Genomic DNA, 14,190 nt, shown 5'->3' with positions numbered 1-14,190 from the left:
GGCCCGGTTGTCACGAAGGCTTAAAGGATAAGGGATGAAGGGAGAGTAGACGCTCCCCTTCCCGCTCCTTGCCTCTAATCCCGACAAACCTATGCAATCAGGCCCCCGACCCTCCTCTGAGGCGTCGGGCGAAGCCGATTGGACGGAGTGCGCCATCATGTCCATGTCAGCCCCGCAACTCAATCTGTTCGATACCACTGTACTGTCCGGTGAGCTCGCATCCCTCTGGTCTCTGGACGATGATCAGCCTCCTCCGGAAGTCTGCCTCCCCTCCCCTCAGTCTTTCCGTATTCCACAGCGCGATTTCCGGCTGAAGGGACTGCGTGGTCTTGCCAGCGGATGGAAAGCCCGTGCTGAGGGTAATCTGGCAGCGATTGCCCTTCTCGGAGAACTGGAGCGCGAGGATCGTAATGCCACTGAGGCAGAGCAGGCGGTGCTCGCCCGTTTTACAGGTTTCGGTGCGGGTGAGCTTGCCAACAACCTCTTCCCGCCGACAGGCAAAGAAGTGCGCAAGGGATGGGAAAGTCTTGCGTCAGAACTTGAACAGCTTACGACGGAGACTGAAAGGGCTGGCCTGCGGCGCGCCACGCAATATGCCCACTACACCCCGGAACTGATTGTTCACTCGCTGTGGGATATGGCTCAGCGTATGGGCTTTCGTGGCGGTTCGGTGCTTGAACCGGGTTGCGGAACCGGGGTCTTTATAGCCGCACGACCTGAAAAACTGGAAGGCAAGATCGCCTTCACAGGGATTGAAAACGATCCAATCTCTGCCCGCATAGCGCGCAAACTCTATCCAAACCAGTGGATCCGCAGTGAGGATTTCACACGAGCCCAGCTTTCGCATGGCTATGATCTGGCTATTGGTAACCCACCCTTTAGCAACCGCACGGTGCACGGTCGGGACGGCTTGGAGAAGCAGGGATTAAGTCTTCATGACTTCTTCATTGCCCGCTCACTCGAAGCTTTACGACCGGGCGGTATCGCCCTGTTCGTGACGTCCAGATACACACTGGACAAAACGGATCCTAAGGCACGACAGATTATCGGCGAGAGCGCAGACCTGCTTGGCGCTGTGCGTTTGCCAGAGGGCGCAATGCGTGACGATGCCGGGACAGATGTGGTGGTCGATATCCTGGCATTCCGCAAACGAGAAGTGGGAGACGTGCCGTCAAATGAGAGCTGGGTTGAAACTGCAGACATCCCAGACTCAGACGAGGGAAATGGTCCGCTCGTCATAAACCGGTATTTCCTTGACCATCCCGAACAGGTGCTCGGCAGTCATATCTGGACGACAACGCAGTTTGGTCCCGGTTACACATGCTCTGCCACCGCCGGCGCAGAACTAGACCTTCTTCTTCCGCAAGCCCTGAGCCGGATCGCGCCCAACGTTCATTTCCTGCAGCCGTTAGAGGCGCGTATTGTCAGACCAGCAGGTGAAGGCGTTAGGGTTGGAACCGCGGCAAGTGGTGCGGACCTCAAGGAAGGAAGCTACTTTGTAGAACGGGGTGTTCTGCACCAGATTAGCGAGGGGCAGGCACAGATCGTCCCGATCCGCAAAGCAGGTCAGGCAGAAGGCATTTTTGCCAAGCATGCTCGGATCATCCGCGGGCTGGTGCCCATCCGTGATGCCGCACGAAGTGTGTTGCGGGCGCAGATGCAGAACCAGCCTTACGGAGCGCAGCAGCGCACTCTGAGGACGGCGTACCAGAGTTTCGTGCGAGAATTTGGCCCCATCAATCATACCCGCACCACGCTGCGCGAGAACCCTGAAACCGGGAAAACACGCGAAACCCAGCGTCGTCCGAACCTGCAACCCTTTCTGGATGATCCTGACGTCTGGCTGGTGGCTTCGATCGAGGAGTATGACGAGCGCACGGATACGGGTCGCATGGGCCCGATATTTTCAGAGCGCGTCATTCATGCACCGACAGAGCCTGAAATACACGGAGCCCATGACGCGCTGGCTGTGTCCTTGCATGAAACGGGTCGTGTGGATGTGCCTCTCATTGCCGAACTGCTGGGACGGAGAGAAGCCGATACATTGGCTGAACTTGGCGAAAGTGTTTACCTTGATCCAGAACGCAGCGTGCAGGGCAGGGACGTCTGGGTTACGGCTGATGAGATGCTCTCAGGCACCGTGCGGACCAAGCTGGCTTTGTCGCGTGAAGCCGCACAACGTGATCCACGGTTCGCACGCAATGTTAGCGCTCTGGAAGGCGTTCAGCCCCCGGATCTGCGACCCTCTGAAATTACAGCCCGTCTGGGAGCTCCGTGGCTGCCCGTCACGGACATTCAGGACTTCGTACAAGAGGTCATGGGGATTGAAACAACCATTCGTCATACCCCGGAAGTGGCATGCTGGAGTATCAACCGCGCGCCGTTTCTGTCTCGTGCTGAAGCAACATCTGTCTGGGGCACGGAACGACGCAATGCAGCGGAACTGCTGGAAGATGCGCTCTCTCAGTCCATTCCCAAAATCTGGGATCACTGGCGCGATGAGAATGGCAACGAACGACGCGAACTCAATACGCAGGAAACGGAAGCCGCCAAGGAAAAACTGGCAGCTATCAAGAGCGCGTTCGAAAAATGGGTGTGGCAGGATCCCGACCGCTCGGACCGTCTCGTAAAGCTCTATAACGAGACCTACAACAATCTTGTGCCACGGGCCTTCGATGGCAGTCATCTGCGTCTGCCGGGCGCAAGCAGCACGATTACCTTGCGTGCCCATCAGAAGCGCGTGGTGTGGCGGATTATTGCATCAGGGCGCACCTATATGGCCCATGCTGTGGGGGCAGGAAAAACCTTTTCCATGGCGGCGGCCGTCATGGAGCAGAAACGCCTTGGACTGATCAGTAAGGCCGTTATCGTGGTTCCCGGCCACTGCCTTGCACAGATGGCGCGTGAATTTCTCATGCTCTATCCCACGGCGAGAATTCTCGTGGCGGACGAGACAAATTTCGTCAAAGCGAAACGTCAGCGTTTTATTGCCCGCGCGGCAACCGAAAACTGGGATGCGATCATCATAACCCATGACGCCTTCAAGTTCATTCCTGTGGAAGCTGGCTTTGAACGGCAGATGATTGAAGATCAGATTGCGTCATACGAGGCCATTCTGTCTGGCCTGGATGGCGATGACCGTATCTCCCGTAAGCGTATTGAACGCATGAAAGAGGGGATGGAGGCTAAACTGGAAGGATTAGCCGCCCAGAAGGATGATCTCCTTCATATGGGAGAAATGGGCATCGACCAGATCCTTGTGGATGAAGCCCAGCTCTTTCGGAAACTCTCTTACGCGACCAATCAGTCCGATCTGAGAGGTGTCGATCCTAACGGCTCACAGCGCGCATGGGATCTTTTCGTAAAAACGCGTTACCTTGCGAAGACTGACCCAACACGTCCACTGATCATGGCTTCAGGTTCGCCGATTACGAATACGATTGCCGAATTGTGGAATGTCGGACGGTATATGGATCTGGATGCTCTTGTCGCCCGCAATCTCCACGAATTTGATGCTTGGGCAGCCAACTTTGGGGAAACACGCACCGAACTGGAGCTTCAGCCCAACGGTCTCTACAAACCGGTCACGCGCTTTACCGAATTCGTCAATGTGGCCGATCTGATGGCCATGTATCGTGACTTTGCGGACGTCGTTCAGTCAGACGAGTTGGCCCGGTATGTCAAGCTGCCCTCAGTGAAGGGTGGTAACAGACAGATTGTGGTGGCCGAAAGCACGGAAGACTTTCGGGCATTCCAGCAGACCCTTGCAGAACGGATGCGCGCGATTGAAGCCCGTTCAGGACGGCCGCAGAAAGGGGACGACATCATTCTGAGTGTGATGAATGATGCCCGGCATGGCGCGATCGATCTGCGGTTTATCGCACCGTGGGCGGATGATGACCCACATTCCAAGCTGAATGTGATGATTCGGAAGGTGTTTGAAATCTGGCATGAGACATCTGCCAATCGTTACACCAATCCCGAGACGGGCAGGGCTTACGATTTACCGGGGGCCGTGCAGATGATCTTCTCCGATCTCGGCACACAGGCCTCCCAGACCAGGCGCGGGTTCTCGGCTTATAACTGGATCAGGTCAGAGCTGATCCGCATGGGTGTCCCAGCCGAGCAGATTGCCTTCATGCAGGATTACGACAAGGCGGCAGCCAAGCTGCGTCTGTTTGGTGATCTCAATGCAGGCCGCAAGCGTATCCTGATCGGTTCAACAGCCACAATGGGAACAGGGGTCAATGCCCAGCAGCGCCTGAAAGCCCTGCATCATCTCGACGTGCCCTGGCTTGTTGCCGATATCATGCAACGTGAAGGTCGGATTGTGCGTCAGGGCAATCAGCATGACGAAGTGGAGGTTTACGCATACGCCCAGCAGGGATCCGTGGACGCCACCAACTGGCAGCTCCTTGAACGGAAGATGCGATTTATCGGCCTTGCAATGTCGGGAGACCGGACAATCCGTCGTATTGAGGATGTGGGCGGTGAAGGCAACCAGTTTGCAATGGCCAAGGCGCTGGCATCAGGCGACATGCGTCTGATTCAAAAAGCCGGCCTGGAAGCCGATATCGCGCGTCTTGAGCGTTTGCAGGCCGCACATTTCGATGATCAGTTCAATGTGCGGCGCCAGATCCAGAGAGCTGAACGCGACATCAAGACAGCCCAGGCACGCATTCCGAAAATTGAGGCGGCACTTACACAGCGTATCACCACGAAAGGCGAGGCGTTTACGCTTCACCGTGACACCAAGGTGGTTGAAAGCCGTGAAAAAGCTGGGGCATGGATACTGTCGCAGGCGCGGCTCGCTGAACGGGAAGGCCGGACCGGGCAGTGGAGCATGGGTCGTATCGCCGGATTTGAAGTGATGTGCGAAGCTCATGAACAGCAGTTCAGAACGTCGGACAAGAGAAAACCAGAAGTAGTCTCCTCCATCTATCTGGATACACCTGCAGGAGAAATCGAGGTCGAGACCGATCGTGAGACCAAGCCTCTGGGACTGATTTCACGGATTGAGCACGCAGCCTTACGTCTGGACAGCGATCTGGCTGAAGCACGTCGCAGTCTGGATGAGGCACAGCGCCGACTGCCAGCTTATCGCGCACGGGAAGGACTTCCTTTTGCGGAAGCCGACGATCTCACGGCGAAATGTGCCGAGCTATCCGCATTGGATGCTGAGCTGGAAGCGGAAGGCAAGGAAAAGGAAGCTACGTTGAAATCGGCGACAGCAAATGATGATACTGCTTCTGCTGTTGCAGAGAAAATTGAGCAGGTGGCCTAAGAAAATAAGAAGAGCACAAAGCCGAAAAGGGAAGGGCGGGCCACAGGCCGCCCACACGCCGCAAGGGTATGCCCCGTTCCGGGGCCTCGCTGACGCTCGCCCTTGCCCCGTGTAGGCGTCTGTGACCGTGCCGAAGGTATGAGGTCAGAAAATGACACCTCATGACCCTGAAAGTGAGGAGAGTATCATGACGGAACTTCGCCGCGTCGATCCCAGAACACTCGTACCAAACCCGAATAATCCCCGTAAGACCCAGCCAGATCCTCGTGCGGAACATCAGCTTGCGCTGAATATCAAGACAGTGGGCCTGATTCATGCGCCCTGTGTGCGAGAACTTGAGGACGGTCGGTTGATGATTGTCGCTGGTCACAGGCGGGTGCGGGCCTGTATTGCGGCGAAATTGACTGAAATTGACGTGCATGTCCGTTCTGGTGATGAAAAAAGCGATACGATGGCCGCTGTCGCCGAGAACGTCGTGCGTGCCGATATGACGGAATCCGAACAATGGCGTGGTGTGCTGGATATGCGCGCGAAGGGCGCTACGGATACAGAAATCTGTCGGGCTTTTATGGTAACACCAGCCTATCTTCGTGGCCTGATGCTGTTGTCCCAAATTCATCCGCCCATTATTGCGGCCATCGATAGTGGGATTGGGCCTTCCTATACTGACCGGAACGCAATTGCGCGCACTCCGCTGGAGCGCCAACGCGATGTATGGGCCGAGATCTGGGCGGAAAGTGCTGACGAAGGAGCAGATCCGGCCGACTATGAGATGAGTAGGGAAGACGCCACACATTTCGACTGGTCGGAATTTGTAAGATATCTTGATCAGGTCGAATTATATGCTCGCAACTACGAGTTTGACGACGAGACTGCAAAAGAAGCTGGTGTCGTCTGGGAAGAAGATCTCTTCGGGCAGGGTGGAGAAGATAATCGATACTGCACCCAATATGCCGCTATGTTTAAGGCGCAGCAGATCTGGGCCGAGAAAACTAAGCCTGAAGGAACCATTTACCTCCAGAGCAACGAATATGGGGAAGGACTTGCACCAGACGGATACCGGAAGGTGGGTTCCTGGGAAATGGAATGGGACGAAGATATCCCGGCGATCTGGGTTAACCCACGCACACTGCAGATTCAAAAAGGACGGGTACGCGAACTGGGAGAACAGTCCACCCGCAGGACAGAAAATGGCTCCCTTTCTTTACCGTCAGCCCAAAAATCCGAAAAACCTAAAGAGCGCCCCGATATTTCAGGCACAGGGCTTAAAATTATCGGGGATGTTCGGACACAGGCTTTGCGTCAGGCGTTGGATGCAGCACGAGAAAATGCAGATCCATGGGATCTGGTTGGTGCTTTCATACTGGCTTTGAGTGCCAATAACGTAAAAATCCACGGTGATGATACATATGAGCCTTATGGGAGTGTTACGGAGCGTGACCTGGCTGTCGCCCGCATTTTCCCAGAAGGTGTGTTGGTTCGTGACCCGGATCTTCTCAGAAACGCAGCATTGGGTGTGCTTAGCACGTTCATGAATTGCGGCCTCAGTCAGCATAGCGGTAGCGGTTTGCCCGCCCAGATCCTTGGGGTGTTGTTTGGTGCGGACGAGTATATGCCCACAATGGCCTTTGAAGAATTTCTTAAAAGTTACAGTAAACCGGGAATTACCAAAGCTGTTCAGGCTGAAGGTCTGGAAGAAAAACCCACTGGTAAAGCGATGCGTGAAGCACTTATGGCTCACGTTGGCGAAAAACGATGGGTGCCGGAACCTGCAACATTTACAGCGGGGCTCTCAGAATGGAAATCCAAGTTAGAGAACCAGGCTGCGCGGGTGGCAGCTCGGGCACGTTTGGCGGCGCAGATGGAGGAAGAAGAAGGTGATTCTGATTTTGATACTGACGTCACAACTGACAGTGAAGAGGATGAGAACTGTGAGGAGCGAGTGGATCTAGACGAAGGCCAGACTGATCAGGAGAGCCTGTCTGATGGTGATGAAAGTGCGCATAACGCTACTATTCCCGACGATCCACGCATCCCCAGCGAACTGACAGAGCTGGCCCGTGCGATGCCTGAACGTCTTGAAGTAATTATGGTCTGAGTAATAAGGTCTATCCGGCATTTGGGGTTGATGGGCTGAATCCCCGGTTCGTTGGGAAGGTAGCTCAGGCCACCGCCTGAGCTACCATATCGGGGTGTTGTCCGATGACCCGAACGTAGGCTACCGCGAAGTCGGGGGCCATCGCCCGTGCCTGCTCCCAGTCCCGTAACGTGCCGACAGGAACGCGGAAACGGCTGGCAAACTCGACCTGAGACAGACCGAGATCGTTACGGGTTTTACGGATCAACCGTGCCCTTTGCCCACGTTCCATGCCTTCGATGGATACTGCGCGGTCTTCGGAATCCGCCGGATCAGCAGGCAGAATGATATGCTCTCTCTTCACCTTTGTTACTCCTTCTCACGGAAATAAAGCGGGGCAGATCGTCCCGCCAGACAAACACACCGGTGAACAGCTTCTCGCCCACGACGCCAACCACTTTGTAGCGATCCTCCTCATCCTCAATGCGGATGGTGGGCAAGATCAGGTGATTATCGTCCTCGAAAATACGATCGCCAAAGGCCAGAGACAGTTTGTGCTTTTTTTTGTTGGCGAGGTCTTTTGCGGGGTCAAACCTGTTATCCATGAGACGATAATACGGGATTACCGTAGTTACTGTAAAGTGAAAACTACGGGCATCCCGCAACTTTTAGCCATTTCGACAGGTTGCCATCAACCTCGTATGCTCGATAGCAGTAATAAGGCGATCCGTCTCTATGGATCGCTTTTTTGTAACACCCTTTGATCATTCAAAAGAACATTCACACAGTTGAGAAAATAAAAGGAAATATTTGAAAGAGAAGGGCCATAGTCTGGAGGCTGAAGCAAACGGTGGGTTCTCTCCATGCTCGACCGCGGAGCGGTCTGCGCGTGGCTCCGATCCCGGTGCTTCGCACCGCGTTTGCCTCAGCCTCCAGACTATGACGGCCGCTCTGGTATCAGAAAGTGTAATCTTAAAAAGGATGCATTTTCTGGAAATAAACCCAGATTACGGAGAGTTTAATGTCCGATATATTAGAACCGACACACGCTCTTACATCCCAGGCCCTCGCTGGATTTACAGGAACAGTGAAGTATTACCGCTGGCATAGCGGGCTCATTCTGACTGATGGCGCGCGTTACATCGCAGCAAATGGTGCCGCGTGGCTGATTGATATACTGGCAAGTGTTCAGCATTTGCCGACTATGCGCGAGGAAGATCGACAGTTCTGGACCTTGAAGGTTGATCTCGAAAAACACACAGCCGTTATTATTTGCACCGATGGAGATAAGACAGGGGATGGGGAAGTCGAACTTTATCGTCAAGACATCCCTTATACGGATTTCCCCCTAAAAGAAGCCAAGTTATACGCTTTCAGTGAACCCGGCATAGGGCGAATTGTCCTGCTTCCCAGCGAATACTGAAAACGCTGACGCTCTCTACTGTAAGGCCGCCCTGAAGGGCGGCTTTTTTTATATCTGCCATCCAACTGCACCACAAAATACCGTGGTGATAGGGACGTTTTGAAATGTGCAAGACACTCGATGTGACACGACAGACATGTGGTCGATATATTGTGGAAACGTGCCTTCGGCCTGATGGAGCCGTTTTTTTACGCACCCCGGAAATATTCCCGGTCAATGCCCGCAACTGGCATGGTCCATATGAAAATATGAATGCTGCAATCACTGATTTTTTGGACCGGACGGCAATACCGAAGATCACACGTAAGAAACTCTCCTCTCTGCGCGATCACGGCTATGCCGGGGATGTTGGTGGGAAGGAGATGATCCTTCATCTCGATCGCTGGACCGGTGCCACAACGCTCAGTGATTTCGAATTGATCGAGGAGAGCATCCAGACCTGATTTCCTTTCATCCGCATCTCTCAAAATTTGTCAGGAGAATGATCTCATGTTGAAACACACGATCGTTTCTGGAAACCACCTGCTGCGTCCTGCAAAGCCGACCCGATGGATCTGTACAGATGAACCGGTCACGTGCCGGCGGTGCCACATCGAGTGGCTGGATGGTGACCCGGCATTATCCATTGAGTGTCCTGGCTGTGGTGCGGAAGCTGGCTATCCTTGTCAGCGGCCCCAGGGAGGCAATGAACGTGTCTGTTTCCAGCGTGACCGTCAGGCTATTCGCAATGGTCTGCTGATGCCATGCGAAGGTTTATCGTGGGATGGACGGCACGATAAGCGTCTGATGATGACGTCACATCCTCACCCTCACGCCATTCCAATTCTGAGTGGCGCACCAGTAAGTCGATTTACTGCGTAAGGGATCATCTCACGTGATTCAGGTGTGTCCAATATGGCCACACTTTCAGATTTTCCATGATGAGGAAGAAGTCTTTCCTAACATGAAGGATGAAGCACGTCACGTCCTGTTTGAGATGTGAAGACGAAAATCAAATCAAAAACAAAGAAAGAGAAAAACAAGAACAACAAAGAATGTGCACCAGAGCGCCGCGGCGGGGGCAAGAGGTGGGTTCTCGCCATGCTCGACCGCAAGCGGTCTGTGCGTGGCTCCGATCCCGGTGCTGACGCACCGCTCTTGCCCCCGCCACGGCGCTCCGGTCGCGCGAAGGTATCCAAAAGGAAAAGGACACCGACGATGCGCGATACGAAACTCCCTCTCCCCACAACAGCACGCGATTATCTGGAACTCGCAGGTTTCCTGCTGGGGACAATTCTTCTGGGGCTGACACTCATGATCCTGATCTGCGGACCCGCATTCGTACTGCCCCACAGCCTGACCTTTGCCGGTTTGGGTTAACTCCTGAGAAGAGGAATGGATTATGACCAAACATGAACGTGTTGATCTCTATCAGGATGTGACCAACCGCATCGTGGAGCAGTTAGAAAACGGAGTGGCCCCATGGGTGCAGCCCTGGTCTAATACCGCTTCAGGCCCGTCACTTCCACTCAACGTCACCACAGGTCGCCGATATAGCGGTATCAACGTGCTCCTGTTGTGGGGAACCGTGCAGATGTGCGGTTTTACCTCTCAGAGATGGCTGACGTTTAATCAGGCACGAAAAGTTGGTGGCAGTGTGAGGAAAGGTGAAAAGGGCACGACCGTTTTCTATGCGGACAGATTTGTGCCCGGTGGTCAGGAGGCTGACGAAGAGGCGCGGGCCATTCCCTTTCTGAAGCGCTTTACGGTTTTCAATATTGACCAGTGCGAACACCTGCCCGAAGACATGACGGGATCAGTCGCATCGCTACCGGAGCGCGAGATTGTCCCTCATGCAGACGCTCTGCTGCAGGCCACAGGTGCGGACATCCGAATTGGTGGTGACAAGGCATTTTATGCCCCAGATCCAGACTACATTCGGCTTCCCCCACAGAATGCCTATTATGAGCAGATCAACTGGTATCGCACGGCTTTTCACGAAACCGCGCATTGGAGTGGCCATAAAAGCCGTCTGGACCGTGACCTGTCTGGTCGGTTCGGTTCTCATAAATACATGGCAGAAGAGATCGTGGCTGAGCTTACGGCGGCCTTCGTTCTTGCCGAGTTGAACATCACGCCGACAGTGCGACACGCTGATTACATTGGGAGTTGGATTGCCCTGTTGAAAGAAGACAAGCGGGCAGTTTTTGCAGCAGCGCGTCTCGCGTCACAGGCAGCGGAATACATACTTGCTTTTCAGAGTAAGGCTCCCCGGTTACCCGCAGAACTTTCACGGATGGCGGCCTGAATGGGGCGAGGGATGCGGGCACTCGTGTCCGTATTCTGGGCTAACCCGAATACGATGCCCCCTCCAACAAGTGACACATTGCCGGACGGCAAGAGTTTATGGCTCTGCACCATACTGGACCGGAGTGTAGAGCGTGAGATCATCTCTCACTATGCACCGCGTATCCGCCCTGGTTCAGGGTGGTCACATGGTTGGTCTCCATTGCTCGACCCACCCAAACGCTGGAGTGGCACACGCAAAGCGGCAGCACGTCGTCGCAACCTGCGCCGACGGCTGGAAAAGGCAGTTCCACTCTTTGCCGATCAGTTCGAGGAGCAGGAACTCCAACGCAGGCCTGATTACTTCGATCCAGACAGTATTGAGCGCGAACAGTGCAAAAAAAAACTGATAACTGATCGCTCAAAATACCTACGCGCGGGAAAACACGTATCATGAATAGACAGTATTACACGTCACCTTTTCAGGGTGGGGACAATCCGTTGCGCGTGGGAACCATAGCGCTTGGTGCAATCTATCACATGCCACTTGGCGATTATATTGGTCCTCGCGAGCCATGGATCGTCGAAGCATTTTTGAACGGCCAGTATCATGCAGCCCGTCGAGATCCTCTGACTGGGAAATGGCAGAGTGTGTTTGTTAGCGGCCGGTCTGACAGGGCTCAACTTCGTAACCTTGCTACAGGAAAACGCATGATATTGGCCACTCACTGGTTGGTCAGTAGCGCGCGGCAATTTGGTGATGAGAACTCTTATCCCAAGCTTCCCGATATCGGAAAATTCTACAGAATATCCGAGAGAAAAGGGAAAGAGATACGAAGTTAAAATAAAGAGAAAGAAGGAAGAAAGAAAAGACAACACACTGCCGCACATCTTTCCGGGTCTGTGCGGTGTGAAGCGGCCGTCGTCGTGGTCAAGCCCCAAGCCTTCGGTCGTGACGGCACCGTGAAGCCACATGCGGCTTCCGCACCACTGCCGTCCCGAGGGCCTGACCCCGCCGCCTATGGCCGCTTCTTAAGGACCGCACCCGGAAAGATGATGCGGCAGCGGGCCGTCTCAAGATCCGGGAAGAACAGAAAGAAAATCTGTCATGCGCGGAACAGTCAATCGCGTCATCCTGGTGGGAAACCTCGGCAAGGATCCCTTGCGAGAAGATCTGGAAAACGGGGCAAGTCGGGTTTCATTCCCCTTGGCGACCTCAGAGAGCTGGTCAGATCAGTTTCAGGGCAAGCGGAAACAAATGCGAGAATGGCATTAGATTGTCTGTCTCGATCAACGTCTTGCTGATCTGACAATGCGCAAATGCCGAAAGGGTACCCAGGTTCTGGTTGAAGGACGCCTGCGCGCCACACTCGTGAGTGAAGGGCCGGCGCAGTGGGTGCGCACCGAGATCGTCATTGATGGATCTGGTTGCGACATCACAATTCTCGAACTGAGCAAACCGATCAGGCGGAAAGCCAGAAAACCACGGGCTCGCAAAAGTTGAAATCCTAAAATTCAAACGCAAAGGACAAACGTCATGACGACGCAGATGACCCCCTTATCTTCCGTACGCCCGAATGCTCGTTCGTGCTGGCGCCAACTGTCGTCAGAAGCTTCCTTCCTGGATTATAGCATCGGCTGCCATGCCCTTCCGTCTCGTCTTGAAGCGGCTCTGCGGCGTAAAGCGGTGCGGGCACGGCGTAAAGCCTGGGAACATATGCTCGATAGCAGCCACCCGGGGCGTCGGTCATGAACACATCACAAATCGTCATTGGCCATAATTTTTCAAACTCGTCGCATCATGCTCTCGCAGGATGGATCTCCGAGAGAGGAGATCCGACATGCACCCAACTGCTTGCAGGCCGACTGCCAACAGTCAAACGCGCCTACAAAACACAGGGCTTGCGGAAAGGAAACATAGCTCTCTCGCCATCTGTTACGTCAATTCGGGGAGTGCGGGTCATGTCGGATAACCGAACCATCGACGCACAACGGGATGAGCTTGCAACACTACGTGAGCGCGTTCGGTGCGAACTTGTCCTAGAACGCGAAGGCTATCGTCTTGACAGAGAAGCCACAGCGCAACGGTCGGCCAAAAACCTGAAGTTCCGCCGTGGTGAGGGCGAAATCATCATTGTAAACCACGGTGGCAAAGGCTGGTGGGATCCGACAAATCCTGATCGTAGCGCGCGTGGTGATGTCATCAAACTGGTCCAACACCTCAAACCTGGCCTTAATCTTGGCCATGTGCGGCGCGAGTTACGCAACCTGATCGGTCTGGAGCCGAGCTACGAAGTCAGAGAACGGACCAAACCGACTTCGACTGACACGAACCAGAAACGTGATCCAGCATGGATGTGGGAACATCGTAATCCACCCCAGCAGGGATCAGCTGCATGGCGCTATCTTTCAGAAGAGAGAGGACTGCCTGATCGCATACTGGACGCTGCGGCTAAACAAAACCTGTTACGAGAAGGTCCCAACGGCACAGCCTGGTTTGCGCATCGTGACAATCAGGGAGCGTTGAGCGGCATGGAAATGCGTGGGCCTGAGTACCGTGGCTTTTCAACCGGGGGCATTGGCAAGCGGTTATTCCGGTTTGAGTCTGATCCCGGCGTGCCACCCTCACGTGTCGTCGTGGCCGAAGCAGCAATAGATGCTCTGTCTTTCGCCTCCATGGACCGTTTTTCCCGCAACACGCTTTACTTGTCCACGGGTGGAGGCATGAGTCCGGAAAGTGTCGCTGAGCTGAAGCAGGTGCTGACGGATGTGGCCCAACGGCCAGAAGGCCGTCTGGTTATCGCGGTCGATAATGACCAGCAGGGTGATCACTATGCTGCAATGTTTTCAAAAATGGCACAGGAGGTCGGGTTGTGGAATGGCCGGGCCTCACCAAAAACACCCGGATCTGACTGGAATCAGGTTTTAAGGGCACGCGGCAACAAGGAAAGTTCAGCCCCGCGCCCTTTTGGCGAATTGGCGGGATCAGCGACAACCACCACACCACACCCTCAGGTCGCAGCAGGATGGGTCGATGATCTCAAATTACGTAAACGCCAGCAATCCCAGCCCGTCCCGCTGGCAGAGCAGGCTGCGCCATCTGTAAGGCGTTCTGGCTCACCCTCATTGGGAGGTCGATAA

At 54.5% G+C, this 14,190-nt stretch carries 13 protein-coding genes; 11 read left to right on the top strand and 2 right to left on the bottom strand.

Going from position 1 to position 14,190, the window contains the following annotated elements; genetic code table 11:
* Positions 1-157 precede the first annotated feature (157 nt).
* Positions 158-5,284 carry a DEAD/DEAH box helicase family protein gene (locus EOV40_RS13345; RefSeq protein WP_128106322.1) on the top strand — a complete coding sequence of 1,709 codons (5,127 nt, stop codon included), beginning with the start codon at positions 158-160 and terminating at the stop codon, positions 5,282-5,284.
* A gap of 151 nt (positions 5,285-5,435) precedes the next feature.
* Positions 5,436-7,382: a ParB N-terminal domain-containing protein gene (locus tag EOV40_RS13340; protein WP_244297062.1), complete on the top strand. Its 1,947-nt coding sequence runs from the start codon at positions 5,436-5,438 to the stop codon at positions 7,380-7,382.
* A 64-nt stretch (positions 7,383-7,446) separates the two neighbouring features.
* On the opposite strand, the gene EOV40_RS13335 is transcribed toward EOV40_RS13340, so the two are convergent.
* A complete protein-coding gene (locus tag EOV40_RS13335; protein ID WP_116100398.1) occupies positions 7,447-7,725 on the bottom strand; it encodes a helix-turn-helix domain-containing protein in 279 nt (92 codons plus the stop codon).
* A complete protein-coding gene (locus tag EOV40_RS13330) occupies positions 7,694-7,966 on the bottom strand; it encodes a BrnT family toxin (RefSeq protein ID WP_003625670.1) in 273 nt (90 codons plus the stop codon). Before EOV40_RS13330 ends, EOV40_RS13335 begins: the two co-directional genes overlap by 32 nt.
* 416 nt (positions 7,967-8,382) lie before the next feature.
* Between EOV40_RS13330 and EOV40_RS13325 the strand changes: the two genes are divergently transcribed.
* The 9 genes from EOV40_RS13325 (at position 8,383) to EOV40_RS13285 (ending at position 14,190) form a co-directional block, all read left to right on the top strand.
* Positions 8,383-8,784, top strand: a complete 402-nt coding sequence (locus EOV40_RS13325; RefSeq protein WP_035379820.1) for a DUF6876 family protein — start codon at positions 8,383-8,385, stop codon at positions 8,782-8,784.
* A gap of 104 nt (positions 8,785-8,888) precedes the next feature.
* Positions 8,889-9,227, top strand: coding sequence for a hypothetical protein (locus tag EOV40_RS15375; protein WP_244297061.1), 339 nt, complete (start codon positions 8,889-8,891; stop codon positions 9,225-9,227).
* A gap of 754 nt (positions 9,228-9,981) precedes the next feature.
* Entirely contained in the window at positions 9,982-10,143 is a 162-nt protein-coding gene (locus EOV40_RS15165; protein WP_156105411.1) for a hypothetical protein, read from the top strand.
* Positions 10,144-10,165: 22 nt separating this feature from the next.
* A complete protein-coding gene (locus EOV40_RS13310) occupies positions 10,166-11,071 on the top strand; it encodes an ArdC family protein (protein WP_116100400.1) in 906 nt (301 codons plus the stop codon).
* A 54-nt stretch (positions 11,072-11,125) separates the two neighbouring features.
* Positions 11,126-11,506 carry a hypothetical protein gene (locus EOV40_RS15370; protein ID WP_238331417.1) on the top strand — a complete coding sequence of 127 codons (381 nt, stop codon included), beginning with the start codon at positions 11,126-11,128 and terminating at the stop codon, positions 11,504-11,506.
* Positions 11,503-11,892, top strand: coding sequence for a hypothetical protein (locus EOV40_RS13300; RefSeq protein WP_116100401.1), 390 nt, complete (start codon positions 11,503-11,505; stop codon positions 11,890-11,892). Before EOV40_RS15370 ends, EOV40_RS13300 begins: the two co-directional genes overlap by 4 nt.
* A 265-nt stretch (positions 11,893-12,157) precedes the next feature.
* The gene (locus tag EOV40_RS15560) at positions 12,158-12,325 is read left to right on the top strand and encodes a single-stranded DNA-binding protein (protein WP_116100402.1); all 168 of its coding nucleotides are present in this window, start codon (positions 12,158-12,160) and stop codon (positions 12,323-12,325) included.
* Positions 12,326-12,586: 261 nt separating this feature from the next.
* Entirely contained in the window at positions 12,587-12,802 is a 216-nt protein-coding gene (locus EOV40_RS13290) for a hypothetical protein (RefSeq protein ID WP_128106320.1), read from the top strand.
* A gap of 209 nt (positions 12,803-13,011) precedes the next feature.
* The gene (locus tag EOV40_RS13285; protein ID WP_167506909.1) at positions 13,012-14,190 is read left to right on the top strand and encodes a DUF3991 and TOPRIM domain-containing protein; all 1,179 of its coding nucleotides are present in this window, start codon (positions 13,012-13,014) and stop codon (positions 14,188-14,190) included.

Origin of the sequence: Acetobacter oryzoeni (assembly GCF_004014775.2) — a bacterium.
Taxonomy (GTDB): domain Bacteria; phylum Pseudomonadota; class Alphaproteobacteria; order Acetobacterales; family Acetobacteraceae; genus Acetobacter; species Acetobacter oryzoeni.
The sequence above is the reverse complement of the archived record's forward strand: the minus strand, read 5'-3'. Positions and strand labels throughout refer to the sequence as shown.

Excerpts from the sequence above, each read along its gene's own strand:
- EOV40_RS13330 (WP_003625670.1), bottom strand. The coding sequence starts at position 7,966 with ATGGATAACAGGTTTGACCCCGCAAAAGACCTCGCCAACAAAAAAAAG.
- EOV40_RS13340 (WP_244297062.1), top strand. The coding sequence starts at position 5,436 with ATGACACCTCATGACCCTGAAAGTGAGGAGAGTATCATGACGGAACTT.
- EOV40_RS13345 (WP_128106322.1), top strand. The coding sequence starts at position 158 with ATGTCCATGTCAGCCCCGCAACTCAATCTGTTCGATACCACTGTACTG.
- EOV40_RS13290 (WP_128106320.1), top strand. The coding sequence starts at position 12,587 with ATGACGACGCAGATGACCCCCTTATCTTCCGTACGCCCGAATGCTCGT.
- EOV40_RS13285 (WP_167506909.1), top strand. The coding sequence starts at position 13,012 with ATGTCGGATAACCGAACCATCGACGCACAACGGGATGAGCTTGCAACA.
- EOV40_RS13300 (WP_116100401.1), top strand. The coding sequence starts at position 11,503 with ATGAATAGACAGTATTACACGTCACCTTTTCAGGGTGGGGACAATCCG.
- EOV40_RS15560 (WP_116100402.1), top strand. The coding sequence starts at position 12,158 with ATGCGCGGAACAGTCAATCGCGTCATCCTGGTGGGAAACCTCGGCAAG.
- EOV40_RS15370 (WP_238331417.1), top strand. The coding sequence starts at position 11,126 with ATGCCCCCTCCAACAAGTGACACATTGCCGGACGGCAAGAGTTTATGG.
- EOV40_RS13325 (WP_035379820.1), top strand. The coding sequence starts at position 8,383 with ATGTCCGATATATTAGAACCGACACACGCTCTTACATCCCAGGCCCTC.
- EOV40_RS13310 (WP_116100400.1), top strand. The coding sequence starts at position 10,166 with ATGACCAAACATGAACGTGTTGATCTCTATCAGGATGTGACCAACCGC.
- EOV40_RS15375 (WP_244297061.1), top strand. The coding sequence starts at position 8,889 with ATGTGCAAGACACTCGATGTGACACGACAGACATGTGGTCGATATATT.
- EOV40_RS15165 (WP_156105411.1), top strand. The coding sequence starts at position 9,982 with ATGCGCGATACGAAACTCCCTCTCCCCACAACAGCACGCGATTATCTG.